The sequence below is a fragment of the Paenibacillus sp. FSL H3-0310 genome (genome assembly GCF_038002785.1).
Lineage (GTDB): Bacteria > Bacillota > Bacilli > Paenibacillales > Paenibacillaceae > Paenibacillus_AQ > Paenibacillus_AQ odorifer.
In genome coordinates, this window is the sequence record NZ_JBBODC010000002.1 from 81,242 (window position 1) to 107,955 (window position 26,714).

18 protein-coding genes are annotated in these 26,714 nt (G+C 45.5%); 8 read left to right on the forward strand and 10 right to left on the reverse strand.

What is annotated here, in order from left to right; translation table 11 throughout:
- Positions 1-71 precede the first annotated feature (71 nt).
- The 5 genes from thrC to MHH63_RS19920 form a co-directional block, all read right to left on the reverse strand.
- The gene (gene thrC, locus MHH63_RS19900; protein ID WP_076302809.1) at positions 72-1,463 is read right to left on the reverse strand and encodes a threonine synthase; all 1,392 of its coding nucleotides are present in this window, start codon (positions 1,461-1,463) and stop codon (positions 72-74) included.
- 248 nt (positions 1,464-1,711) lie between these two features.
- Entirely contained in the window at positions 1,712-2,215 is a 504-nt protein-coding gene (locus tag MHH63_RS19905; protein WP_076302808.1) for a CYTH domain-containing protein, read from the reverse strand.
- Between the two features lie 1,293 nt (positions 2,216-3,508).
- On the reverse strand, positions 3,509-4,474 hold the full coding sequence (locus MHH63_RS19910) for an alpha/beta fold hydrolase (RefSeq protein WP_341172246.1): 966 nt from the start codon (positions 4,472-4,474) through the stop codon (positions 3,509-3,511).
- A 319-nt stretch (positions 4,475-4,793) separates the two neighbouring features.
- Positions 4,794-6,947 (reverse strand): alpha-galactosidase, encoded by a 2,154-nt coding sequence (locus MHH63_RS19915; protein WP_341172025.1) that lies wholly within the window; start codon positions 6,945-6,947, stop codon positions 4,794-4,796.
- A 25-nt stretch (positions 6,948-6,972) separates the two neighbouring features.
- Positions 6,973-9,525 (reverse strand): beta-mannosidase, encoded by a 2,553-nt coding sequence (locus MHH63_RS19920; RefSeq protein WP_341172026.1) that lies wholly within the window; start codon positions 9,523-9,525, stop codon positions 6,973-6,975.
- Positions 9,526-9,837: 312 nt separating this feature from the next.
- Between MHH63_RS19920 and MHH63_RS19925 the strand changes: the two genes are divergently transcribed.
- From MHH63_RS19925 to MHH63_RS19950, 6 genes are all read left to right on the forward strand, one after another.
- Positions 9,838-11,184, forward strand: coding sequence for an ABC transporter substrate-binding protein (locus MHH63_RS19925; RefSeq protein WP_341172027.1), 1,347 nt, complete (start codon positions 9,838-9,840; stop codon positions 11,182-11,184).
- Positions 11,185-11,291: 107 nt separating this feature from the next.
- The gene (locus MHH63_RS19930; protein ID WP_076105422.1) at positions 11,292-12,185 is read left to right on the forward strand and encodes a carbohydrate ABC transporter permease; all 894 of its coding nucleotides are present in this window, start codon (positions 11,292-11,294) and stop codon (positions 12,183-12,185) included.
- 2 nt (positions 12,186-12,187) lie between these two features.
- Positions 12,188-13,021: a carbohydrate ABC transporter permease gene (locus MHH63_RS19935; RefSeq protein WP_076130664.1), complete on the forward strand. Its 834-nt coding sequence runs from the start codon at positions 12,188-12,190 to the stop codon at positions 13,019-13,021.
- A gap of 35 nt (positions 13,022-13,056) precedes the next feature.
- Positions 13,057-14,889, forward strand: coding sequence for a cache domain-containing sensor histidine kinase (locus tag MHH63_RS19940; RefSeq protein WP_341172028.1), 1,833 nt, complete (start codon positions 13,057-13,059; stop codon positions 14,887-14,889).
- Positions 14,890-14,906: 17 nt separating this feature from the next.
- Positions 14,907-16,406 carry a response regulator transcription factor gene (locus MHH63_RS19945; RefSeq protein WP_341172029.1) on the forward strand — a complete coding sequence of 500 codons (1,500 nt, stop codon included), beginning with the start codon at positions 14,907-14,909 and terminating at the stop codon, positions 16,404-16,406.
- Positions 16,378-17,157, forward strand: a complete 780-nt coding sequence (locus MHH63_RS19950; protein WP_081387266.1) for a spermidine synthase — start codon at positions 16,378-16,380, stop codon at positions 17,155-17,157. The genes MHH63_RS19945 and MHH63_RS19950 overlap by 29 nt, the downstream gene beginning before the upstream one ends.
- 87 nt (positions 17,158-17,244) lie before the next feature.
- On the opposite strand, the gene MHH63_RS19955 is transcribed toward MHH63_RS19950, so the two are convergent.
- From MHH63_RS19955 to MHH63_RS19975, 5 genes are all read right to left on the reverse strand, one after another.
- Positions 17,245-18,132 (reverse strand): sugar phosphate isomerase/epimerase family protein, encoded by an 888-nt coding sequence (locus MHH63_RS19955; RefSeq protein ID WP_076194375.1) that lies wholly within the window; start codon positions 18,130-18,132, stop codon positions 17,245-17,247.
- Between the two features lie 36 nt (positions 18,133-18,168).
- On the reverse strand, positions 18,169-19,191 hold the full coding sequence (locus MHH63_RS19960; protein ID WP_036686912.1) for a LacI family DNA-binding transcriptional regulator: 1,023 nt from the start codon (positions 19,189-19,191) through the stop codon (positions 18,169-18,171).
- Between the two features lie 68 nt (positions 19,192-19,259).
- Entirely contained in the window at positions 19,260-20,837 is a 1,578-nt protein-coding gene (locus MHH63_RS19965) for a DUF3502 domain-containing protein (RefSeq protein WP_339171501.1), read from the reverse strand.
- Between the two features lie 80 nt (positions 20,838-20,917).
- Entirely contained in the window at positions 20,918-21,814 is an 897-nt protein-coding gene (locus MHH63_RS19970; protein ID WP_076105429.1) for a carbohydrate ABC transporter permease, read from the reverse strand.
- A 28-nt stretch (positions 21,815-21,842) separates the two neighbouring features.
- On the reverse strand, positions 21,843-22,787 hold the full coding sequence (locus MHH63_RS19975; RefSeq protein WP_305953532.1) for an ABC transporter permease: 945 nt from the start codon (positions 22,785-22,787) through the stop codon (positions 21,843-21,845).
- A 679-nt stretch (positions 22,788-23,466) separates the two neighbouring features.
- Here MHH63_RS19975 and bglX point away from each other — a divergent pair.
- On the forward strand, positions 23,467-25,590 hold the full coding sequence (gene bglX, locus MHH63_RS19980; RefSeq protein ID WP_341172247.1) for a beta-glucosidase BglX: 2,124 nt from the start codon (positions 23,467-23,469) through the stop codon (positions 25,588-25,590).
- Between the two features lie 116 nt (positions 25,591-25,706).
- On the forward strand, positions 25,707-26,675 hold the full coding sequence (locus tag MHH63_RS19985; protein WP_076302802.1) for a metallophosphoesterase family protein: 969 nt from the start codon (positions 25,707-25,709) through the stop codon (positions 26,673-26,675).
- The last annotated feature ends 39 nt before the right edge of the window (positions 26,676-26,714 follow it).

Genomic DNA, 26,714 nt, shown 5'->3' on the forward strand with positions numbered 1-26,714 from the left:
AAACGCACAAACAGCCCCCGTCCTTATCCCAAGAACGGGGGCTGTGCTGTGAAGTAGGACTGTATATGATATTACAATCCGTAAAAAGCTTGCAGCTGACGCACGATTTCATCCTTGTCATGATCCACTACGGTTTGATGTTGTGGCATCTCGAACAATGCTTTAATCTGTGCCGGGAATTCCTGCTTAATATCAATCAAAGTAATTGCCTCATCGAACTTAGCTGGATGTGCAGTCGCAAAGGTAATGCCAATCTCATCCGGGCCATTAAAGGCTTCGTAAGCCGCGATTCCACATGCTGTATGTGGATCAAGCAGGTAGCCGTGTTCTTTTTGATACTTAGCGATCGTATTCAAGCATTGATCATTCTTCACACCCAGCGCTGCAAAATCCTTCTGCACCTGCTGAAGCGCCTCGCCTTCAACCGTAATCTTGCCTTCGGTTTGCAGCATAGACATATACGCGGATAACTTCTCAGAATCCTCGCCTACCAGATAATACAGATACCGTTCGAAATTACTTGCCACTTGGATGTCCATCGAAGGGCTGTAAGTGCTTGTGAAATTACCTGGTTTGTATTCGCCAGTATTCACGAAACGCTCCAAAATATTATTTTCATTCGTAGCAATGATTAGCTTGTTAATAGGAAGCCCCATTTGCTTAGCCAAATAACCCGAGAAAATATTACCGAAGTTACCGGAAGGCACACTGATATTAATCTTTTTCTCGTTGCTGCCATCGACATGCAGATATGCATAGAAATAATAAACAGTCTGCGCCAGAATCCGCACAAAGTTAATGGAATTAATTGCACGCAGATGATACCGACCTTTAAAGTCCAGATCTGCGAACAGATCCTTAATCACCTTCTGGCAATCATCAAAGTTACCATGAACAGACAGATTCAGTACATTGCTGTCGTCCACCGTAGTCATCTGCAGCTCTTGCACTTTACTTACCTTGCCGTGTGGATGGAGAATACAGATCTTGATGCCTTCTTTGCCGCGTACACCTTGAATGGCCGCCGCTCCAGTGTCCCCAGAGGTTGCACCGAGGATGTGGATGATTTTGTTTTGTTTTTTGGAAATATACGAATACAGCTCACCCATAAACTGCAGCGCTACATCCTTGAAAGCAAAAGTAGGCCCATGGAACAATTCAAGGACATATAAAGAATCATCCACTTGGTGTATAGGTGTTACTTCAGGTGTGCGGAAATTAGCATAACTGGTGTTGACCATTTCCTGCAAATCCTGGTAAGGAATCTCACCATTGGTGTAATAGGCAACAATCTTCAGGAACAACTCCTGATAGCTGAGACTTCTCCACTCTTCCAACGTTGCTGCTGAAACCACTGGAATCTCGGATGGAACCATCAGCCCACCGTCGTCCGCAAGTCCCATCAACACCGTATCAATAAAACCTTTAGGTTCCACATTACCTCTTGTGCTTATAAACTTCATGCTCATCCTCCTGAACCCCTCGTTAATATATGACAAGAATATATGATAAGAAGAAACAACGTTGTCGTCCTATATAGAAGACAACTGTTTCTCGCAGAAATATAAGGCTGTTATAGTTGCACCACTTATAAATTCTTATAATTAACTATAAGTTTCACCCTAAACGTTATCCTTAAGCTAGTTAGGGATGATAAAGCTATTTCTGCTTGTTTTCCCTATATACTACCACGTTTACGCGCTAAAGTCCGTTAATTCTTTGTCTTATTTTGCAGCTCTCTCCAGACCGTTTTGTTGCTGTACTGCCGTTCTGTACTAACATCCTTACCGAACCATTCCGGCTCTTTAAAGCTTTCCGCTTCCTCCAGAGATTCAAATTCAACCTCCAATACGGACAATTTCAGCTGGGAATATACGTCGATCTCAACCGTTATGCCATTCCACACCGCTGTAATTCGCTCTTTGACCAAAGCTACCGCATTTACCGCTTCGATCATCTGATTATATAAACCCTCTGAGATAAAATATTCGATCTCTTCGCGTTTGATCCCTTTGCCATCCTTAAACGTATGCGTGTAGGTTACCTCACCTGAGTCCAGATCCGTAATTTTACGCACACGAAGCTCTTGACCACCATCTATCGCCAGATATGTCTGATCGATATTATGACGGGTAACAATCTTCAACTCTCCCTTTTGAATCAGCTGCTCCGGAAATTCCGGCAGCAGAAACTTGCGTTCGATCTCCAAAGCCATGATGTTTCGCTCCTCTTCGTGTCATATATTTTTATATTAATAATCATCATAGGGGTGTGACAAACCCAAGTCAATGTGGATTATAGGGAAATAGGACATGCTCTTGCTTAAAAAAGGCTACCGTGGGGCTCATTGTGGGATTTATGGAGGTTGTGGAAAGATAGGGCTCACCATAGATTACTGGAAACTACGGATAATTAGTGAGTCAGCCGGCGATCATTGGAATCACCATTCGATGAGTTGATCACTCGCCACTGGTCGTACTTACCCATTCGATTAGTTGGTTCCGCTCCACTGGTCGCACTCACCCATTCACTTAGTTGGTCACGCGCTACTGGTCGTACTCACCCATTCGATTAGTTGATCACGCGCTACTGGTCGCACTCACCCATTCGATTAGTTGGTCACGCTCCACTGGTCGTACTCACCCATTCGATTAGTTGGTCACGCTCCACTGGTCGTACTCACCTATTTACTTACGGACCGTATAGCCACTATTTGCGAAAAAACCGCATATTTGAGATGGTATCGGACCCAGGTGCAGCTATTTACTCCAAAACACCCCATATGGTCGCGATAATTAGCCAATAACGTCGCTGGGGTCCGAAAGTAGCCTCAATTGCCTCTTTTCTAGCAAATAAGGACTTCTGAGTCCGATCCGAAGCAGGGTACCTAGGAACCTAGCAGCAACCAAGGGAACTCTCCATCAAATGTAGACAGCACGATTTCATTCTTATCCCAGACCAGACCATATGATTGGATCATCGTTAACTGGTGGGACTCCCCCATACTTTCTCATACTTCCTCATACTTCCTCATACTCCCTCATACTACCTCATACTCCCTCATACTTTCTCATACTCCCTTATACTTTCTCATACTTTCTCATACCACCCCTACTCCCTATTTACTTACGGACCGTATAGCCACTATTTGCGAAAAAACCGCATATTTGAGATGGTATCGGACTCAGGTGCAGCTATTTACTCCAAAACACCCCATCCGGTCGCGATAATTAGCCAATAACGTCGCTGGGGTCCGAAAGTATCCTCAATTGCCTCTTTTCTAGCAAATAAGGACTCCTGAGTCCGATCCGAAGCAGGGTACCTAGGAACCTAGTAGCAGCCAAGGGACTCTCCATCATATGTAGCCGACGCCTTCTCATTCTTATTTAGACCAAACCCTAATGATGGATCATCGTTACTGGTGGCACTCCCCCATATCTTACGGACTAATAAAAACCGAACGAAAATCAGAGGAAATCCTGAAATCCGGTCGGCTCGACGGCAGCACTTATTTTATTTCTTTCATAAATGCCTGAAAGTCTTTTACGATTTCTTTTGCTTTAGTGCGATATAAATAATGTCCCTCTTCAAACTTCACTATTTTTCCATGCACAGAGTCCTTGATTTGCTTTTCATGCTCTGGTATCCATCTATCCGTTGCTGGTTGATTCGCTTGTATAAAGAAAATAAGAGGAAGATTTTTAGGAAATGTTAAGCTTTCAGCTGATTTAAAATTAGAATACATCATTCCAGCTTCATTTAATTGGGTGGGATTAAATATGTTTTTGCGATTGATCAGTCTCATTTTTTCTTTTGTTTTATCATCAAATGGTAGTTCAGCAATTGGGTCAGCACTAAATTTCATTTGCAATCTGATTAAACCTGATTTTTTGAGCAGATTTATAGTTCTTAATTCCGAAGCTTCGATCTTCCTCTCGCTTATCGATGGGACACTACTATCAAGCCCGACAAATGCACTCACTTCATTTTCATACTTGTTAACATAATCTAGTCCATATATCCCTGAAATGGAGTGGCCCATTAGAATATAACGGTCAATATTAAGAGCCTGTAAAGCTTCATGAATTTCACTTACAATATTCTCTGTGCTGCGCTCCTTTTTGGTCAGATCACTTAATCCATACCCAAAAGGCTCAATCATGACAACTTTGTAAAACGGCGACAGTTCATCTATTAATGCTTTAAAATCAAGAGCTGGCGCTGCTGTGCCATAACCCGGTAGTAGCACGACTGTTTCTTCACCTTTTCCTTGAATATAAACATTCATGTTTTTCCCATCTACGGGCACTAACTGACCATAGGGTTCTATTTTATTTTGTTCCGATTTATTGCTGATCAAATTAACTGTATAGACAATAGCGAGAAAAAGCACGATTGCGATGATTATTGCTCCTACTACTTTAAGTAGTATGTTTAGTGTTTTACTTGTTCTCGTGCCCGCCTTCATTTTCATTACTTCTTTTATTTCCACTCGTATCTTCCCCTGTCATCAGCTGTGTATTGGACTACCATAACTAACTGCTAGGCTAAGATTAACCAATGAAGATGTACTCCCTATGACCTCAATATGAACGGAATATGAACATGCAAAAAAACTATAGCGTCATACACAAGGTAGCTTCACAGGATGCCATAACAGGAGGAATATGGAGGTGGATACGATCAAGACTGACTTGCCATCCGCAGTTTCAACTGATTCAAATTCGTCTTTGCCAACAAAAAAAGCAAACCACGAGCTAGGCTCATGGCTTGCTGATGACTTGCAATAAACTCTATTCCTGCACCTTCAATTTATAACATCCGCTAACAAAATCCTGCTGGATATCCGGCAGAGCCAGTCCAGCCTGCATTAGCCGATCACCACCGTAAACCTCACCACTTGCCTCCAGAATGTAATCCAGCTCCGGATTTAAACCATTCAGCTTCAGGCTGCGGCGGGGCGGATGCGGCACAGCCATTACCCGGAAGTAATAAACTAATGCCTCTCGCTGATCATCGGACACGAACATCCATGCTGTCTCATTGCCCTCAAACGGGCTTTGCAGCCGGTACAGATTCCCTTGCTGCACAAGACTGCGGATTTGTTTATAGTTCGCAACCTGTTCCTTCACAAGTTCCTTCTCTTCGTCTGTAAACTTCGTAAGATCCAGCTCATAACCGAAATTACCGGACATAGCTACATCTCCACGAAAAGACAGCGGGGTGATCCGTCCTACCTGATGATTCGGCACGGCAGACACATGCGCGCCTATCGAACTAACCGGATACACCAGACTTGTTCCATACTGAATCTTCAGTCGTTCCACAGCATCGGTATCGTCACTAGTCCAGGTCTGCGGCATGTAATGCAGCATGCCTGGGTCGAAGCGGCCACCACCACTACAGCAGCTCTCGAACAGGATATGCGGAAACTCTGAAGTTATTCGCTCCAATAGCTCATACAGACCAAGCACATAACGATGAGCGGTTTCCCCTTGGCGTTCAGAAGGTAACTCTGCAGAGCCAATCTCCGTTAAACAACGGTTCATATCCCATTTCACATAACTAATGGGCACGGTCGAGAAAATCCGGGACAGTGACTCATAAATGTACTGGCGTACATCCTCCCGAGTATAGTCCAGCACCAATTGCCAGCGGGCTTCGCTACGGCGGCGTCCCGGCACATGCAGACACCAGTCGGGATGCTTACGATAGAGCTCGCTGTCTGGCGAGATCATCTCCGGCTCGAACCAGAGGCCAAACTGCAAGCCTAGATTGTTCACACGCTGCGCCACATCAGACAATCCGCCTGGAAGCTTGCGCAGATCCTCTACCCAGTCTCCGAGAGAGGAGTTATCTGCATCTCTTTTGCCAAACCAACCGTCGTCCAGTACGAATAGCTCTATCCCGAGTTTCGCTCCTTCCGCGGCAATCGACTCCAATTTATCCGCATCGAAGTTGAAATAGGTGGCTTCCCAATTGTTGACCAGAATGGGCCGTTCCTTATCTCTATATAACCCTCTGCATAAACGGGTCCGGTACAGGCGATGATAGGTTCTCGACATTTCCCCGATCCCCTCGGAAGAATACACCATCACTACTTCTGGGGTCTGGAATTGTTCGCCCGGCTCCAGCAGCCAGGAGAAATCAAAAGAATTCAGCCCCATCGTAAACCGGGTCATCCCGAAGGAATCGACCTCTGCCTCAGCTTCAAAGCCTCCACTATATACAAGACTGAAGCCGTAGGCCTCTCCATGATTTTCATCCGTTACAGGTTTCACCAGCGCTGCAAATGGATTTAACTGGTGGCTGCTCATCCCTCTGCGGCTCCCAATGGTCGTACCCCCTTGCACCAGACGTCTACGGGTCAGATTACCTTCCCTTGACCAAGCTCCTGCCAAATAGATCATATCCATATCGCCAGACGAGAAATCGACACTAGCACTCAGTGCACGCTGCAATTGCAGCTGCGTTTCCCCCGCATTGGTAAACTCCACAGAGCGTGTGATTACGTTGGTATGTTCAAAAACCGTATAGCGCAAAATAACACTCAGCTTGGCGTAATCATCCTTAAGTGTAAGCTCCAACGTCTGTGCTTCTTGCGCAGACTCAACATATACAGATGGCAGACCTGGCAGTGAGGGTTTACCCTCAACTACCCGGTACCCGCTGTATTTCAGCTCTGTAATACGAGTGCCGTCTTCGAGCCTAACTTGATAAGCAGGTGTTCTGAAATCTCCCGTGCCGTATTGGGGATATTCCTGCGGGAGCCGGTCGAGACCCGTATTTCCTCCCAGATCCAACAGCCCTTCCAAATTGCTGCCACTACGCAGCTTCTTGCCCCAATACACATGTGCCGGATAATCATTAACAAGCTGAAGAATATAACTCATCCCTGCGCTCTGTAAATGGAATAATCCCTTATCTTCCTGAATTAAAATCCCCATGTGCCAGTCCTTCTCTCCTTAGGATTTACAGCAAATCTTCGCTCACAAAATCAACCATCGATTGAACCTTTAGCCCTTTAGGTGCGGCAGGAATCCAGTCTCTTCCATCGTTCCCGCGTTGTGAGAACTCTATCGTCTTGGTCTGACCTGGGAGAAGGTCAAAATAATTGTCAGAGAATATTCCTTCCTCTTCCGAAGTCAGGTATACACCTCTAGCCAATACATCACTGGTCACGGTGAAGCTTAATCCACCGCTCTCTGGAGTTTCCAGCACGGTAATTACTGAGCGCTGCAACGGAATTTCTTTTTCCGGAGTAAAATAATGCAGCTTGTGATCTATCACCTGGCCATCCGCCTGCAAGCCAATTCCAAGCAATACATCACCCACCCCTTGACCTTCTAGCAGCTCTGCCACAGGAGACGAGAATACGATAGCAGCAGAATCAGCTTCCAGCTCAACGGGATGTGTCCACTCTCGCAGCACCGAACCGTTAAACTGATACAAAGTAAGCACCAACTCAGCGCTCACTGCTGTTCTTAAATCAGATACGACATGAACGTCTACCTTCTCACGGTCTGTACCGTCGATAGACAACAGAACATCTTTGAAGCTTGAACGCACGGTATATTGCAGGGCTTTCCAGCGCCCGTTATAATCCATGCCCGCCCAAGAAGCCACCGGCCAGCAATCATTCATCTGCCAGTATAAAGTGCCCATACAATAAGGTTTATTTCTTCTGTGGCTTTCAATCGCGATTCGGATCGCTTCGGCCTGCAGGATTTGACTCATATATAAAAAGGCTTTGAAGTCCTTTGGCTGCGGCAGATACATATCCATATATTCTTTGATCAGCAGATTACCGCGACCATTCTTCTGATGCGCCAGCATCACCTCTGAGGTAAGCTCCAAATCCTGCTCTTCCGCATAGCTCATTACCGTTTTTAGTTCCGGGAACGACTGGAAGCCATATTCACTCATGAAGCGGCCAACCTTTGTATTATAGTTCTCAAAAGGCTCGATTCCGTGCCACACGCCCCAGTAATGCACATCCCCTTCGCCCACAATCCGCGTCGCATGCTGATTAATATCGCCAGTCAGCTCCCGCAACGGCGAAGACGGCCAGTAGTCCGCTCCCGGATGGAACGCGGCTACAGCCTCCGGCAGAATACGGTGGAAGATTTTAATATAATCGGCCCACATTGTCGCTCTTTGCTCAGCGCCGAGTTTTTCTTTCCAGCCCCAGCCCATATTTTCCTCGAACTGTGACCAGGCCGAATCAATCTCGTTGTTGCCACACCATAAGGCGATGCAGGGATGATTGCGCAATCTTTTGACGTTGTATTCGGCTTCTTTTTTCACATTTTCAAGGAACGCCTCGTCTCCGGGATACATACTGCAAGCGAACATAAAGTCCTGCCAGACCAGCAGTCCGTATTCATCACAGAGCTGATAAAAAATATCTTCTTCATATATACCGCCGCCCCAAACGCGCAGCATATTCATATTCGATTCTACTGCCGTGGCAATTTCATGCCGATACCGCTCCTCGGTTACTTCTGTGGTGAAGCTGTCATTTGGAATATGATTGGCACCTTTGGCGAAGACGGAAACTCCATTCAGCGCAAAAGAAAACGAAGCTCCTTTGGCATCACGCTCCCGAATCAATTCAATACTGCGGAGTCCGGTTTTTACACTTTTGCTAACCTCTACTTCCGCATCTTGTATCAATGATGCCTGGAATGTATATAAATGAGGCTCTCCGAGCCCTCTGCACCACCAGAGCTGTGGCTCGGATATAACAATATTCATCTCTAATTGCTGCATGCCTTCTTCTAAAGTAACCGCTTGCATCCACTCCAAACCATCGGCACTTATTCGCAGCATTCCCCGCCAAGCAGCAGGAGCATCCACTTCTACAATTGCGGTCAGGCGAGCTTCTTCCTTAGCAATCACATTTTGACGGATATAGAGGTCTGTAATTTGAACGGTGTCACGTCCCACCAGAGCTGCCGCACGCCATATTCCACTGGTCAAGAAACGCGGGCCCCAATCCCAGCCGTAATGATAAGGTGCTTTGCGCGCAAAAATACTAATCCGTTGTTCATCTAATCCCCCAAGCTCGGATTGATCATTCGAGGCAGGCAGCGCGTAACCCAGCTTCGCTAATTTCGGTAAATCTTCCTTAACCGCAGAGCGGAACTTCACCCGTATATTATTTTCTCCAGTCTTTAACTGATCTTTGACATCCACTTTCCATGCCAGAAACATATTATCAGCAGCGAGCACATGTACATTATTCACGTACACATCTGCATAAGTATCCAGTCCCTCAAAAACTAGCTCCGTACAAGCAAGCTCCTGCCACTCTTCCCCCAACTGCAACGAGGTTTGATATTCCCAGTCCTTCTTATCGATCCACTGTAGATCATGTTCATTTGTTCCATAAAAGGGGTCTGAAATCTTCCCGTTCTTTAGTAAATCCGTATGGACTGTACCTGGCACAGTCGCCGGAAGCCACTCCTCATCACCACAGCCTCTAAATTCCCACTTCGCAAGATCCATATGCAAATGTTTCATAATACCTCCTAAAAGTTTTGTAAGCATAGACTTCTCTGAATGACTTCGCGCAAAACTCGCTTCGGAAGCAGATGCCTAATGTTTTGTAAGCATAGACTTCTCAAAAATAGCATAAGACTTCAATTAATTCATTGAACCCTTTTGATATTCTTTGTATTTTGTTATCTGATTGTTAGGTACATACTAATTATAAACGCAGAAACAAAACAAATAAAGACAATAAATAATAATACAATACATTTATTAACGGCTTCGATAAAGCTATAATGTTCATGTAAACGCTAACAATAAAAACGAAAAGGGGATTAAGCTATGAGAAATAAGTTATTTTCGTTATCCTTTGTTATGATTATGGTCTTATCTTCAACACTTGCTGGCTGTGGTTCGAATAATGACAACACCACGAATAACGGTGCTGCCGCAACTGAAAAGCCCGCAGCAACTAACGCAGAGAATACCGGCGGTGACACGAATGCAACTGCCGAACCTGCAGCAGGAGCTGATATCAGCGGCAAAATCACCTTCCTAACTAACAGAACAGACATGATCGGCAAAGAATATGACGAATATTTAAAGCGCTTTAATGAAAAATACCCGAACATTAAAGTCGAATTCGAAGCTTCCCAAACCGACTATAACCAACAGGCTAAAGTCAGAATGGCCAGCGGCGAGCTTCCAGACGTTATGTTTATTCCTTCCATCCCTAACTCCGACCTGCCGAAATATTTTGCTTCACTGGATGATCTCGGCTTGAACGATCAGATCACCTTTAAAGACTTCAAATCCTTTGATGGTAAGCTTTACGGAATTACTACAGGGAACTCTACTTCCGGTATTGTTTATAACAAAACAGCATTCACTGATGCCGGCATCACCGAAACGCCTAAGACTTGGGATGAATTCCTGGCTGCCTGCGAGAAGCTGAAAGCAAAAGGTGTTATTCCAATGTCCTCTAACTTTAAAGACAAATGGCCACTTGGTACTTGGGCTTATGACACACCACGCTTAATTGAAGGCAATCCTGATTTTCCAAATGCTAAGCTGAGCTCTGAAACACCGTTCACTATAGACAACGGTTATGGCAAAGCTTTCAGCCTACTTAGAGAGCTCAATGAAAAAGGCTATCTGGAAAAAGACATCAACTCCACCAACTGGGAGCAATCGAAAAAGGACATCGCTTCCGGCAAATTCGCCATGTACTATCTTGGCAACTGGGTTATTAACCAAGTTATCGGAGCAGGCGCTTCTTCAGACAATATTGGCTTCTTCCCATTCCCTTATGACAATTCGGGTAAACCATCTGCTACCCTTAGCCCTGACTTCTTCTATGCCGTTGCCAAAAACAGCAAAAATTTAGAGGCAGCTAAAGCCTTCGTAAAATGGATGATTGAAGATTCAGGTTATGAGGATTTCGCCGGCTTTATCTCTCCATTAAAAGGCAAGGAATCCAATCTGACTCAGCTGAAAGAATTCCAAGCTACCGGAGTAGAACTGGTAGAAGGAACTGTTGACGATGCAAAGGTTACAGAAATCGGCAACAAGGCACAACTGGATCTCCCTGCTGTTGTACAGGAATTTGTACTTGCCAAAGATCCACAAACCGTATTAGACAAGTGGAATAAAGCTTGGGCTAAAGCCAAGAAGGACCTCGGTTATTAATTTGAGCTTTTGATTCGAAGTACACTACGGAGCAAAATGGATTATTGCTTTTACGGATAATCCATTTTGCCTTTCCATACCACGTTTTTATGAAAGAAGGGCTAGCGATGTTCGGAACACTTTCCTATAACAAACAGAAGACGATTATCATTGTATCCTTCCTCACGATTCCTTTGTTGCTGCTCGCAACATTCACGTATTATCCGGCACTCAAGCTGATTTATTACAGCTTTACGAATTGGGATGGCTATAGCCCTGAGAAGCCTTGGGTCGGTCTCGATAATTACCGCGAAGTCTTCTCCAACCCCGATATTTTCAAGGTATTTACCCATAACTTTGCTTATTTCGCGATGGGAATTCTCCAGAATATCGTCGCTATTTATTTTGCGATTGTGCTCAATAGTAAGTTGAAAGGAAAAAATGCATTTCGAATCTTACTGTTCCTCCCTTACATTATGAACGGTGTCGCCGTCGCCTTTATGTTTGGTTATGTCTTTGACACCACCAATGGCTCTCTGAATATGTTCCTGAATAGCATCGGTCTTACCGGACTAGGACAAACCAGTTGGCTTGGAACAGAAGGACTGGTTAACTATTCTCTGGCGTCCACAGGATTTTGGCGTTTCATGGGTTATAACATGGTAATCTACATCGCCTCCTTGCAGGCCATTCCAAACGATATCTATGAGGCCTCAAAGATCGATGGTGCCGGACCTTTTCAAACACTTTGGAGAATTACTTTACCGAATATGAAGCCAGTCATCCAGCTTAACTTATTTCTTACCGTCACAGGGGCACTGGAAGTATTCGATCTCCCCTTCGTGTTGACCAAGGGCGGCCCCGCAGGCGCCAGCGAAACATACGTACAAAAAGTTGTAGATACTGCATTTGCTTACAATAATTACGGCCTCGCTTCTGCCATGAGTATTATCTTGCTTTTCTTTGTCGTCATCGTACTGTTAGTACAGCAACTAGTTCTAAGCCGGGGAGGGGACAAATAGATATGACATACTCCAAATTTCGCTTCACAGATGTTATTAAATACTTCTCGCTGCTTATCGGCGTATTTGTTGTACTCTTTCCTCCGTATGTGGTCATCGTCAATGCCTTTAAATCCACTGACGAATTTAACAGCAGCAGCTCCATGGCACTGCCAAAAAGCTTTTTGAATTTCGATAATTTCACTGCCGTCTTCCAGCGTGGGGGTCTACTTAACGGATTTGGTAATGTGTTAATCATTATAGCTATTACTTTAATTCTGAACATTCTGTTCGGCACTATGGTAGCATTTGTATTGGGACGCTTCTCTTTCAAATTGAAACCCGTTGTCTTCGGTGCATATCTAGTAGCCACCATTATTCCTAGTATCACGACACAAGTGGCGACTTTTGGTATCATCAAAAGCATGGGGCTTTACAATACACTTGGCGCCCCGATCGTGCTTTATATTGGAGCGGATGTAATTCAAATTATTTTATATCTGCAATTTATCCGTAATATTCCCGTGGATCTCGATGAAAGTGCGATGGTAGAAGGTGCCTCTCTGTTCAGAATCTATCGGTCGATTATTTTCCCTTTACTTACCCCAGCTACGGCTACTTTGATTATTCTGAAAACCATTAGCATTTACAATGACATGTACATCCCATACCTCTACATGCCGAAACAAAGCCTTGGTGTAGTTACGACGATCCTAATGCGTTTTCAAGGGGTCAATTCGGGGGAATGGAATTTAATCTGTGCGGCTATTCTGCTTATCCTGCTGCCAACAGTAATTTTATATTTCTTCCTGCAGCGTTACATCTTTGAAGGCGTAACCAGTGGAGCGGTCAAATAAGGTAGGTAGCTTATTACAGGAAAGGAACAACGCAAATGCTATCATACATCCGGTTAACTTTACGCAAAATGTGGTTGTTCCTTGCCAATCTACCGATGGAGCGCAAGCTGATTGTTATCTTTGTCTTTCTGATCTCTCTGCCGATTACTTATGTAAGTTATCTATCGTCCCGCTCCATGTTCAACTCGGTTCTTGTGAATGCGACTGACGGTGCGGGTCAAATGACATCGAATGCTTCAGATACCATCGACCGATATATTGCCGACCTCAAAAGGTATACAGCCCTGCCGCTGTATAACACCGATGTGCAAGTCTACCTGACACAGCAAAATACCGACTGGGAAAAAAATACGGGCATGGCGATGTTCCTTAGCTATTTGAATCATACTAAGGAAGAAATCATTGCCGTGTATTTGGTGGATCAGTACGGTTCTGTCTTTTATGATAAAGACGCTGGAATTAATGAACTGTATCCCGAGGAACGATTAGCCAAATGGAGAACCATGAGTGAAGATGCCGGAGCAGCGCCTGTCATTCAGGGCAGACATACGATCCGCACCAACTCGAATGTCCATAAAGAGGTCTTTAGTGTTCTGCGTACGATTAACTCTGTAAGCACATTGCAGAATATAGGAATTCTCGTTTTCGATGTAGACATCAATCTGTTTAAGGGCATTATCGATCCCGTAAATGCAGTTACGCAAGGAAACACGTTCATTGTAGATAACAATGGAGATCTGATTTATGCCAGTGAAGATTCCGCGGTTCCGAATCTGGCTGCCGATACACAAACTCTGAATACAAAGCTGTTGCTGCAGCAAGTAAATCAGCAGCAGGATCATTTTCAAATAGACTTGAATGGCCAGTCTTATCTTGCAGTGTATACCGTCTCGAAACAGACCGGGTGGACCACTATGGTTACGATTCCTTTAACACGTATCCTGTCCCCTGTACAAAAGAATCGTAATACGCTTATCTTGACCACACTGATTATCATTGCTTTTGCACTTTTTGTTGCGACTATAATTTCCCATGCCCTGACCAAACCCCTTAAATCCTTGGTCCGCTTAATGAAACGGGTGCAGCATGGTAATCTGGATGTCTGGCAGCATTCCAAATATAATGATGAGATTGGGATGCTGGGCAGTCATTTTAATCGGATGATCATAAGGATCAAAGATCTGTTACAAGAAGTGTCCATCACGGAGAAACGGAAGCAAAAGGCTGATATGCGGGCGCTTCAAAACCAGATTAATCCCCATTTTATTTATAATACGCTGGAATCCATCCGCATGCTTGCAGAGAGCAATGATGATCCACGTGTGGCGAAGCTAACCTATTTACTTGGGCTTCAAATGCGTTACAGCATTGTCCGAAACGAAGAGGCTGTTACAATTAGACAAGAGCTGGATCATGTGAGAAATTATTATCAGCTGCTGGAAATCCGATTCCCAGACAAGTTCAGACTTAACATCGACGTGCCGGACGAATTCCTTCATCTTCCTGTTATTAAGCTTGTCTTTCAACCGATCGTAGAAAATGCTGTCTTTCACGGTTTGGATCAAAAGGTAGGACTGGGCACCTTGAGCATCACCGCATGGAGCGAGCATGGCGATGCCGTATTCTGTGTAGAAGATGATGGGATCGGTATGGATGAAGCCACCCTTCGTTCCTTAAACAATAGTCTGCAGACTGGAACGGACAATGAAAGGTTCGGGATTGGACTACGAAATGTAAATGAAAGAATTCGCCTGCATTACGGCAGTTCGTTTGGTCTGCTTGTTGAGAGTGAGCTTGGAATCGGCACTCGTGTTACCCTGCGCATTGCGGATATTAACGCTAAATACAGTGAAGATGAATTTATTTAGGAGAGGGGCTGCTCAGATTGCTGCGTATTGCGATTGTGGATGATGAGATCTTAATCCGCGAAGGACTGGCCCGAATGATCAGTAAAGAAAGCGCCGAATTTCTGGTCATCGGCACCTACTCCGACGGAAAACATCTATTAGATAAGTTAAGCACACTTCAACTTGATGTTGTGATTACAGATATTCGTATGCCGCAAATCAATGGCTTGGAGCTGATTAAACAGTTAAAAGCCACCCATCCGCAGATCTACTCTATTCTAATGAGTGGATTTGTTGAATTTAATTATGCCCGAGAAGCCATCCGCAGCTCAGCTGTAGACTATTTATTAAAACCAATTAATAAAGAGCAGCTGTTCGAGTTGCTTTATCGGCTAGACAAAGAACGGCAGCTCGCGCGCGACAAGGAAGAACGCCACCGTTCCGGGCTTTTATTGACAGTCTTACATATCGAAGAGCCCTCTTCCCCTCTCCTATTATCCAGCCTTACCTTGCCCCAGCCTTATTTCTCGGTCTTTGTCCTCAAAGGGAGCGCCAGAGAAACCGTCTGCTCCTGCGCAGACAGTCTGCGGCAAGAGAAGGCGTTGAGCTTCGACAGCTTGGAGATTCAAAAAGGACTCTACGTCTGGATTGTATATTCTGCTGAGCCGCTGTCAGACAACGATTTAAAAGATATCGGTGACATTATGCGGATATCTGCACACGGAAAGATCCTACATGTAGGTACCAGCCGTTGTTATAATGAGGTATCCAAGCTTAGACAGGCATACCTAGATGCTAAACAAGCCTGCAACATGGGCATATATAATCCGGAGCCTGTACATTACGCGAATATTCAGAATATTCAACAGCCGGAGATGAACCTCCTGGATCACTTTAATACAATTAGAGAACCGCTGATCCATAACCTGCAGATTCTGAATGTGACAGGCGTCTTAGAATGGATTCATGACCTGTTCTCAGTGCTGAAAGCACAACAAGCCGGTCCTGACCAAATTCTCCGGATCTGTCGCTGGGTTGAAGAAACTGCACAAAAGGAACTGCAAGAATTCGAGGCCCGCAATAAAAGTGCTCCCGACCTCAGGTTGGACGACAGAATCGCGTCCAGTATGAGCTTTTGCGACATTGAGGAGATGTTTACCGCTCATTTCACAAACATTCTGACCGAAATCAGAACCCATCGTCTGGAGATGTCCGGCACAGCCATAGAAACCATAAAACGCTGGATATCCGCTAACTATAATCAGCATGCGGATCTGAACACTTTGGCGAATATGGTTTTTTTGACTCCAAGCTATTTAAGCAAGCTGTTCAAGCAAGAGACCGGACTTACACTGACGGACTACATCACGGAAATTCGGCTGCGCAAAGCCAAACATCTGCTCAAGAATGCTCCCGACCTGAAGGTTCACGAGATTGGGGCAGAGGTTGGATATGGCGATCCTGCCTACTTCAACAAGCTTTTTAAACGTGTTGTCGGGGTTACACCCAATGAATATAAACGAATTAGTATTGTATAAGGAGATTGATCACTTGCATTCAGAGCTTCAAAGAAATAGCGAAAATCATGAAATAACCGTCTACGACACAACAGAACTATATGGTGAAAAAGGCTCCTTCCGTGTTATGCAGTTCTCGAATCATGCCACTCAAGGTGCGATGGATCTTAATGACCCGCAACGAATTCTCTTTGAATATCCGCGGGCCATCATTCACTTCATGGAGTTCAACCTCCCTTCTTTTGAGGATGTTTTTCTTATTGGGCATGGAATTGGAACAATTGCCGGACATTTTCCGGACAAAAGATTTAAAGTAGCCGAGCTAGACAAACAAGTAGTCGAATTAAGCCGCCGCTGCTTTGGATATAGTCAAGATAACGTAGTGATCGGTGACGGACGTCAGATCCTTGAAGGCGAAGCCCCGCAGGTATATGATTACATCATTTTGGATGCCTTTACTGCCGCTGGTACACCAAGGCATTTGATCTCCCGTGAATTTTTCAGTATTACCCGTTCGAAGTTGAACACAAGCGGATATATTCTCATGAATCTAATGGGAAAAGGTGAACATGACCCGCTGATCAACGCGATTTATACAACGCTAGCCGAAGAGTACGCCTATATCAGAGCCTTTTCCCTGCCTTCAGAAGGGGCCGCCGATATCCAAAATATCATTATGGTTGGCGGCAGCACCCCTATCCGCTTTCAAGCCCGCCATTTGGCTGGCTTCAAAGAAATACAGCTGGGACAAGGATATCTGATTCAGGATTAAATCAGGATTAACTATAAAAAATGACCTCATCCTCCACTTCACTGTGGATTTCGAGGTCATTTTTGGGTTGTTTTCATACGGCACCATTTAAACCGGATTAGGCACAAAGCTGCCACCACGGCAATATTTCAAGTAATTCAATGCATGCACCTGGCCGGTCATTTCCAGCTCATCACGATACACTGGATCATGCCAGCCTTCGATATCAATCGTACCTTTATAACCCGCTTGGCGCAGGATGGTGATTACATCTACCCAATTGGTATCCCCGAAGCCAGGGGTCCGGTCCCATACATAAGGTTTGGGGCCATGAATACCGTATTCCTTGACGATGTCCCAAGCGATGGTCGCATCCTTGCCATGCACATGGAATACTTTATCCATCCATTTGCGCAGCTGCGGAAGCGGATCAATCAATGCGATCATCTGGTGGCAAGGCTCCCATTCCAATCCCAGATTATCCGCCGGAACGGCATTGAACATCTTCTCCCAGGCCGAAGGATTGTGAGCGATGTTCCACTCTCCGCTCTGCCAGTTTCCGCCCATAGCGCAATTCTCAAAAGCAATCCGCAGGCCACGATCTGCCGCTCTCTTCGCCAGTTCTCCGAACACCTCTGTAAACTTCGGGATGGACTCATCAATGGACAAACCTGGCAATCGCCCAGTGAACCCGCCTATAATATCTGTGCCAAACAAATGTGCATGATCAATCAGCCGCTCCCAGCTTGCCAACGTGTCGGCATTGTCGCCGCTGCCTGCGAGCGGATTGCCATAGATGCCCACAGAAGAGATGACAAAATCATGTTCAGCAGCTAACTCCCTCAGTCGTGCAGCCGTTTCGATCAAATCGGTTTCGCCGGTGGTCTGCCAAAAGTTCAGATTAAATGATTCAAATCCATGCCCCACAATTTGTGGAATGACCTTAACGGCTTCTCCACCACGTACAATCGTACCTATTCTCAGTGTATCTTGCATTTCGGTTCCACTCCAATAAAGGTTTATAGTGTGATCTTAACGAGGTTTAATCATCTTGCAGGAACCACGCTTGAGCAATACCGCATCATAGACAATATGCTGATGGTTTGAACGTCCGGAAATGAGGTCGAACAGAACACCTACACTGGATAAGGCCATTTCCGTACCCGGCTGGCTGATTGTATCAAGAGAAGGATGATAATATTCAGCCATCTCGATCCCGTCAAAGCCAATGATCGAAATGTCATCAGGGATAGATAACCCCGCGGTAAGCACCGCTTTGGCAGCACCGATGGCAATCGTGTCGGAAGCGGCAAATATAGCTGTAATTCCCTTGTTCTTGTTGAGCAGTCTCCGCGCAGCATTAAATCCCGAGCTGGGACTGTATTCGCAATCCTCAACCAACCCTGAATCATAGGGCAGACCCTGCTCTTCGAGTGCTTTTTTGTAGCCTAAATACCGCCGGTTGCCCGTGGTTTCATCCAATAATGGAGACTTGGCTAAAAAGCCGATATTCGTATGACCTAATGAGATCAAATAATTGGTAGCCTTATAGGCTTCCTTCGTTTCATTGATAATAACGCTGGAAAAAATAAGCGGGTTCACCTCCTGCGTTGAGGTGATCGTTGTCAGCACAAACGGAACCGTCAGCTGTTTGAACTTCTCTTCAGAATGATCATAGGTTCCACCCATGAAGATAATCCCACACAGATTCTTCTCCTTCACCAGTTGAATTGCAGCATTGATTTCATCGGTCCCATCCTCTACTTGCTGGATAAGAAACGGGTAGCCCCGCAGATTGACCTGCCGTTCAATTTCTCTGATCATATTAGAGAAAAAAGGATTGGTAATCCCCTTGACCATAAGTGCAATGTTCTTAGATTGTGTAGTTTTCAAATTCCGCGCGTTGGAATTGGGAATATAATTGTATTCCTTAACCACACTCATCACTTTCTCACGTGTAGACTTGCTCACCGGTCCCTTGTTATTGATTACCCTGGAGACCGTCGAGATGCCCACACCGGAAATCCGCGCGATATCCTTGATATTTACATCCACTTTACTCCCCCATTTATGGGTAAAGGAGCTATATCGAATTATAGCTCCCTTACACCCCTTAACTTTCTTTAGTTGACAGGAACAAACGCAGCCAATTGCTTCTCTACTTCGGCAATGACCTTGTCAACTCCTGCTTTTTTCAGCTGATCGCGGTACTCTGCAACAGCTGCTTTTGGATCTTTGCTTGTTTTACCAAGCATCAATTGAATACCGAGCTGTGAATTCACGTTGGAAATCGAAGCAATTTCAGTTGTAACATTGGTTGGATCAAAGCTGAAGCCATTGTAAGGATCATCGATAGCCACTTTATCCCATTCTGCGAATAAGGAGTTACGGATTGGGTTTTCTGTATCCGTAGGAACTACGAATTTGTCATTACGAAGTGACCAAGCAGCGAAACCTCCGCCGTCCGTTTTATCGTTGAAGCCTGCAGGCTGCTTTTTAACACCATTTTCCATCACATATTGTTTGCCTTCAATACCGTTTTGGATGAGGTTGTAGTAGCTTTCATCGGTCATGAACTTCTCGATCACCATCAGAGCGCGCTCTGGATCAGCTGAGTTCGTGCTGATTACAGTCGAGTTGTCAACGCCCATCTTACGTTTGATCTTCTTATTAGCTTCCGCAAAAGTAAAGAAGTAAGGATCTGATTCCGGTTGTGCCTTCAAATCCGCACCGTATTGGCCGATCCAGTCCTGAGCATGAGTCAAATAACCTGCGGAGTTAGCTGCTCTGAAGTTATCCTTGCTGCCTAGGGTCGCAGACAGCACATCTTTACTCCAGTAACCCTTATCCGCCCATTCACGCATCTTCACAGCCCAATCTTCAAATTCCTGAGTGAAGGCTGGATGGAAGACGGTCTTGTAGTCCTCTGGACTTTTGGTCACAAGATTCAGCTCATTCAAAGATATACCAGGAGCGTTAAGCCACATCCCTGTAGTATCTACGAGCATTCTGAACATATTGGCTGCATCTTCTGCCTTGCCGTTAATTGGTGGGAAGGACTCATTAGCAACCACATTATCCATGTATTTAACCATATCATCAATGGAAGTGATTTTGTCCATTCCATATTTCTTCAGCAAGTCAGAACGATAGGCATAACCGGCAGGTGTGTATTCGCTATAAAGACTTGGTACACCATAAATTTTGCCTTTGTATTTTGTATTCTCCCACACACTTTCCGGGATTTCCGCTTTTAGCTTAGGAGCAACTTTATCCAGCATATCTGTAAGGTCCACTAGAGCGCCTTCACTAGCCAATGTGAAATAAGACACCGGAGCTCCGGGAGATGCATGCGACATATCAAATTCTTCGCCTGAAGCAAATAGCAGCGGGTACTTAGTAGCGATATCCGGCCAGTCAATATACTTCACTTCAATCGTAGCGTTTAGATCAGCCTTGAGCTTCTTGTTAATCTCAGCGAGGATTTCTTTATTTTTAACTCCTTCGCTGCCCCACAGGTAGTACACCAGCTTAGCTTCCTTGGAAGTATCCACTCCGCCTGCATTGGCTGAAGCCTCTGGAGCTTTCGTGGCTGCCGGATCATTACTCGGCTCATTATTGTTCTTGGATGTGCAGGCTGTCAGTGCTCCAGTAAGCATGAGGACAGCAATTAAAGAAGACGCGATCTTTTTACCTTTCATTTAGGTAAGCCTCCCTTTTCTCTTCTATTTATGAAACTTTCATTTATAATAAACGCTCTTCGAAAAGAAGATTGCGTCCATTAACCCTTTACAGCCCCGATGGTGAGGCCTGTTACGAAATAACGCTGTACAAATGGATACAGGAGAATAATCGGTCCAGTGGCCAGCACAGCTGTAGCCATCTTGATGGATTGCGTCGGAAGATCAGCAGTATTGATGACCGCTCCCGAGTTGATTAGCGCTCCTAAGTTCGTCTGATTGACCATTCGCTGCAAAAAGTATTGGAGCGGATATTTCGTCGGACTGTCAATATACAACATCCCGTTATACCACTCATTCCAAAAGCCTAGTGCTGAGAAAAGCCCAATAGTAGCCAAGGATGGAACCGCCAGCGGAATAAATATCCGCCAATAGATGCGAAAGTCGCCAGCACCGTCAATGGTAGCGGATTCATATAAGGAATCCGGAATCGCCTTCATGAAATTACGCATCAGGAAGATGGACCATGCACCAACTACACCCGGAAGAATCATGGCGAATAAGCTGTCCTTCATATGCAGGTGCTTAACCATCAGGATGTATGTCGGAATCAAGCCACCACTGAATAGTGTTGTAAAGTAAATCAAGAAGGAAAAGAAGTTGCGGTACTTGAAATCCTTACGGTTGAGCACGAATCCGGCCATCGACATCATAAACAGTCCGAGTACCGTACCCACTACGGTGATGAAGATAGTTACCTGATATGCATTCACCAGCTGAGTAGAGTTGTTGAATAGCATCTCGTAAGCCTTAAAGGAAAATGCCTTCGGCAGCAGCTTGTAGCCTTCACGAACAATTTCCTGCTCGTTCATGAACGATGAGGAGATCATCAACGCGAAGGGAAATAAACAGAATAGCGCAAAGATAGCGATACAGATATAACTGACTGCTTTTATGAGAATGCTTCCGGAATCCTGTTTGATTGTACTCTTTTCCATATTTATCACCCCTGTTTCGTGTCTAGTCTTAGAACAAAGCGCTGTCCGGTTCTACCTTGCGTACAATAAAGTTAACTACAAGCACCAGGATCAGACCGAATAAGGATTGGTAGAAGCCCACTGCGGCACCCATAGAGAAGTTGAATTGTCCCACCAGTGAACGGAAGACATAGGTATCGATGATATCTGTCTGCGGATACAGTACAGAGTTCGTACCGATCAGATTATAGAAAAGGTCAAAGGATCCCTTGAGAATTCCACCCATACCGAACAGTAGAAGCAGAATAAAGGTTGGCTTCAGAATCGGCAAGGTCATATAACGGATTCGCTGCCAGGTAGTCGCTCCATCCATATAAGCAGCCTCGTACAGATCATGATTAATCCCTGTGATCGTTGCCAGATAAACAATCATTCCATATCCGGTACCCGCCCAGATCTTGAAAGCCACAATAATATATTTCCAGATGCCCGGATCGGAATAGAACTCGTAACGGTCTAGCCCCATTCCAGTTAACATCGTATTGATAAACCCGGAATTGAAATTGAATATATTGTAGGCAAACACACCGACGATAACCATGGAGATGAAATTCGGTAACAGGATAACGGATTGTGATATTTTTTTGAACCACTTGCCTGAGATCTCAGACAACATAATGGCAAATACTATTTGAATGATATTACCTAAAGCCAGAAAGACGATATTATAGAGCAGCGTATTCTTGGTAATATTCCATAGATCCCCATTTTGAACCAGAAACTCAAAGTTCTTAAGGCCGATAAAGTTACTTCCAAAAATCCCCTTATTGAGCTTGTAATCTACAAATGCGACGTAAGCTCCAGGCATTACAGCATAGTGAAAGATAACGAAATATACGATTACAGGCAGCAACATTAGAAAAAGAACTTTGTTCTTAATGACTTCCCGAACAATGTTTCCACCCACAAGCTTCAGTCTCGCCAAAGTGCCCACCTCCAATTTGAAAGATGCATTCAGTCACATGCATAAATTACCTTCCTTTCTTGTCCAGCAGCCAGAATAAAAACAGTTTGCCCAACCTTCATAAAAAAGTGTATCGAGCGTTGTAGAAACGTTTCCAGTGTTTCTGTAAAACTCTCTGTGTGAGAAGCATACTCCCAAAATGTATGCGCTGTCAATTCATTTTATTTTTGAATTACAAGTACTAAAGTTACATATTTCACGTAAAAAAATATAAATTAGCTGTTTTTCTAAAGGCGATTGACTTTTTTTGGTGTTCAGACTAATATCGAGGTGTATCGTTTGTGGAAACGTTTTTATACTTTTCTTTCATAGACATGTCAGTCTCCATATGTAACATCTTAATGATGCAATCCTCTTCTGATTTAATTCATGCCTCAGCCCTGTATCCGAAGAGAGAAATGCTATGATTTTCACAACAACTGAACCTGATTATAGCTCAGGCCCATTCCGCATCTCGGAGCTGTGTGCCAGGAGAGTAAACGGTTCACTCCCATCCTTATCGCCTATCTAACGTAAGTTTTGCTAATAAAATCATGCTTACGCTGCCCGGCGGGGAACTACACATCTATTTAACAAACTAACTTTCAATGCGCTCACGAGGAAGGAGTTAACCATGACTAAAACGTTTATCCAAGATCTTGTGAACGATATGACCCTGGACGAAAAGCTGGCCCAATTAACCCAGCTAGGTCCTCACTATTGGGGTTTGGACGATACCGTGGATTTAACCGGACCATTTAAGGAACTGAATATTAAGCCGCAGGTAATGGAGAGCATCGGAAGTGTTCTGAACGGTATTGGAGCCCGGAATGTAATCGAGCAACAGACCCGACATTTGCAAACCAGCCGACAAAAGATTCCTCTGCTCTTCATGGCGGATGTCATTCACGGCTACCGGACCATCCTCCCGATTCCGCTGGCCATGGGCAGCAGCTTTGACCTTGAAGCCTGTGAAAGGTTTGCTGAAATCGCCGCCAAGGAGAGTGCGGCTGCCGGCATTCACGTCACCTTCTCGCCCATGACTGATCTCGTACGCGACCCGCGCTGGGGACGTGTCATGGAGACATCTGGTGAGGATCCCTATCTGAATGCCCGTGTCACCGAAAGTATGGTGCGGGGTTATCAGGGCAAGGACCTAAAAGAAAAAGGACGCATCGCTGCCTGTGTGAAGCACTTCGCTGGTTACGGTGCTCCCGAAGGCGGACGGGAATACAACACGGTGGATATGTCTTCCGGCGTATTGCGTGAGTTCTACCTGCCAGCCTATAAGGCTGCCGTAGATGCTGGTGTGGCCATGGTGATGGCCGCATTTAATACCATTGACCGTATCCCGGCAAGTGGTAATTCCGAACTTCTTCGCGGGATTTTACGGGAAGAATGGGGCTTCAACGGCGTTACCATCGCCGATTTCAATTCCGTTAATGAGCTGATTCCCCATGGCGCCGCAATAGATGGCCGTGAGGCAGCCGAGAAAAGTCTGGCTGCTGGGCTGGATATTGAGATGATGTCCACTCACTATCTAAACCACGGCGCTGCTCTGGTCGAGGAAGGAAAGCTTGATATCGCCTTGATCGATGAAGCCGTCATCCGGGTGCTTGAGCTCAAGGACGCGCTTGGCTTGTTCGATAATCCATTCAAGGATGCAGATCCGCTGGTGGATGAGGCTCCGAAACCTAGCGCGGAGCATCTGCAGGCCGCACGGGAGCTTGGAGCTAGCTCAGTTGTACTGCTCAAAAACGACAATGATGCTTTGCCCCTTAAACGTGGCATGAAGATTGGTCTGGCTGGTCCTTTCGCCACCTCCATTCATGTGCTGGGCGGTTGGGCCGGGACAGAAAAAGATCCGGCTGTATCACTCTACACCGGCCTTTCGCAAAAAACATCTGCCGAAAATATTTTTACGGCCATGACTGGTGAGCTGGGAAGCATGCTTGAGGGTGTTTTTGATGTGGGGGATGAAATTGAAGACGCCTACCAGGCGCTGAAGGATTGTGATGTAATTCTCGCCGCTGTCGGTGAGAACCAGCAGGATACCGGGGAAGGCGGAAGCAAATCCAATCTCCGCCTATCGGCCAATCAGGAGAAGCTGATCTGGCGTCTGAAGGCTACCGGCAAAAAGGTCGTCACCATTGTATTCAGCGGCAGACCACTGGAGCTGAAACCCGTTCTTGATGCCAGCGACGCTCTGCTGCAGGCTTGGTTTCTGGGTACAGAGTCAGGAAATTCGCTGGCCGATGTGCTGTTCGGAGATTATAATCCTTCCGGACGTTTATCGATGAGCTTCCCCTACTCGGTTGGGCAAATTCCTGTCTATTACAATGCTTATCAAACGGGACGTCCTTATGATCCTATGTATCCTAATGTGCGTTACGTGACCCGTTATCTGGACTGCCCGAATGACCCGCTGTTCTGTTTTGGTTATGGCCTGAGCTATTCCAAGTTTGCTTACAACAGCTTCAATGTTGAAGCTGCGGATCGGGTGGTTGCCTCCATTGAAGTAGAGAATACTTCGGACATCGCCGGCAAGGAAACCGTTCAGCTCTACATCCACGACGTCAGCGCAAGTGTCGTGCGCCCGGTCAAGGAACTGAAAGGCTTCCAGCAGATTACACTCGCACCGCATGAGAAACAGGTGGTTTCCTTCGAAATCACCAGAGAAATGTTAATGTTCTACGGAAAAGACGATCAGTTGGTCTTCGAGCCTGGGGAATATGATATTATGATCGGTAGAAACTCTGGAGATCATTGCACTCAGCGGATCTGGATCGGCTGACCTGCGTATAGCTATGCTTCTAACGACGTCAGCCCTTATTGCCCTCTTGGCGCAATGAGGGGTTGGCGCCTCCACAGCTTGCTATTCAATATTCGATAGTAAGGGAGATTATTCTAATGAGACACAGTTTATCATTTCAGCAAGATGGCACTTTTAAAATCGTACAATTTACCGATCTGCACTGGATGGATGGAAGAGCTGAGGATCAGCTTACCGAGGCACTGATGGAACGCATTCTGGATGCGGAACAACCTGATCTTGTGGTTTTCACGGGAGATCTTATTTACACGGGTCCTGTATCACCGGGAAACAAGGCATGCGAGCACCCCGCACAAGCTTTTCGTGAGGCTGTCGCTGCCGTGGAGAGATCCGGCATCCCTTGGACCTTTGTATTTGGCAACCATGACACAGAAACTCTGATTTCAAAGAGTGAACTGATGCAAATTGCCCTGGAACATCCCCACTGCCTGACCGAAGCCGGTCCAGAAGAGCTGGAAGGCTCGGGCAATTACACTCTTGAAATTAAAGATCAGGAAGACCACTCGGCTGCTATTTTGTATTTTCTGGACTCTGGCGGCTACTCCGAGTATGAGGATATCCCGGGCTACAATTGGATTGGGCGGAATCAGATCAACTGGCTGACGGCTGAATCTGCGCGGCTGAATCCGAAGACTGCTGAGAACAGGCTGCCTGCCTTGGCTTTCTTCCATATTCCAATTCCCGAATATCGGGATGTCTGGTCTACACAAGTCTGTCATGGGCATAAGTTTGAGCGTGTATGCTCACCTGAGGTGAACTCGGGCTTATTCTCAGCTTTGCTGGAAATGGGTGATGTGCTTGGCACCTTCTGCGGACATGACCATATCAACGATTTTAGCGGCAACCTGTATGGCATACGTCTTTCTTATGGCCGTGCTACCGGCTACAATACTTATGGAAAAGAAGGCTTTATGCGGGGAGCACGCGTCATCGAACTGGTCAAAGGCACTCAAGACTTCAATACCTGGCTTCGTCTTGATGACGGATCCGTTATAAATGAACAGCCGATTCATATGCCTGAACCTGCTGCCGATTCAGGACATTAATCTTTTATAGGATTAAATTTTAATAGTGATTAAATGAAC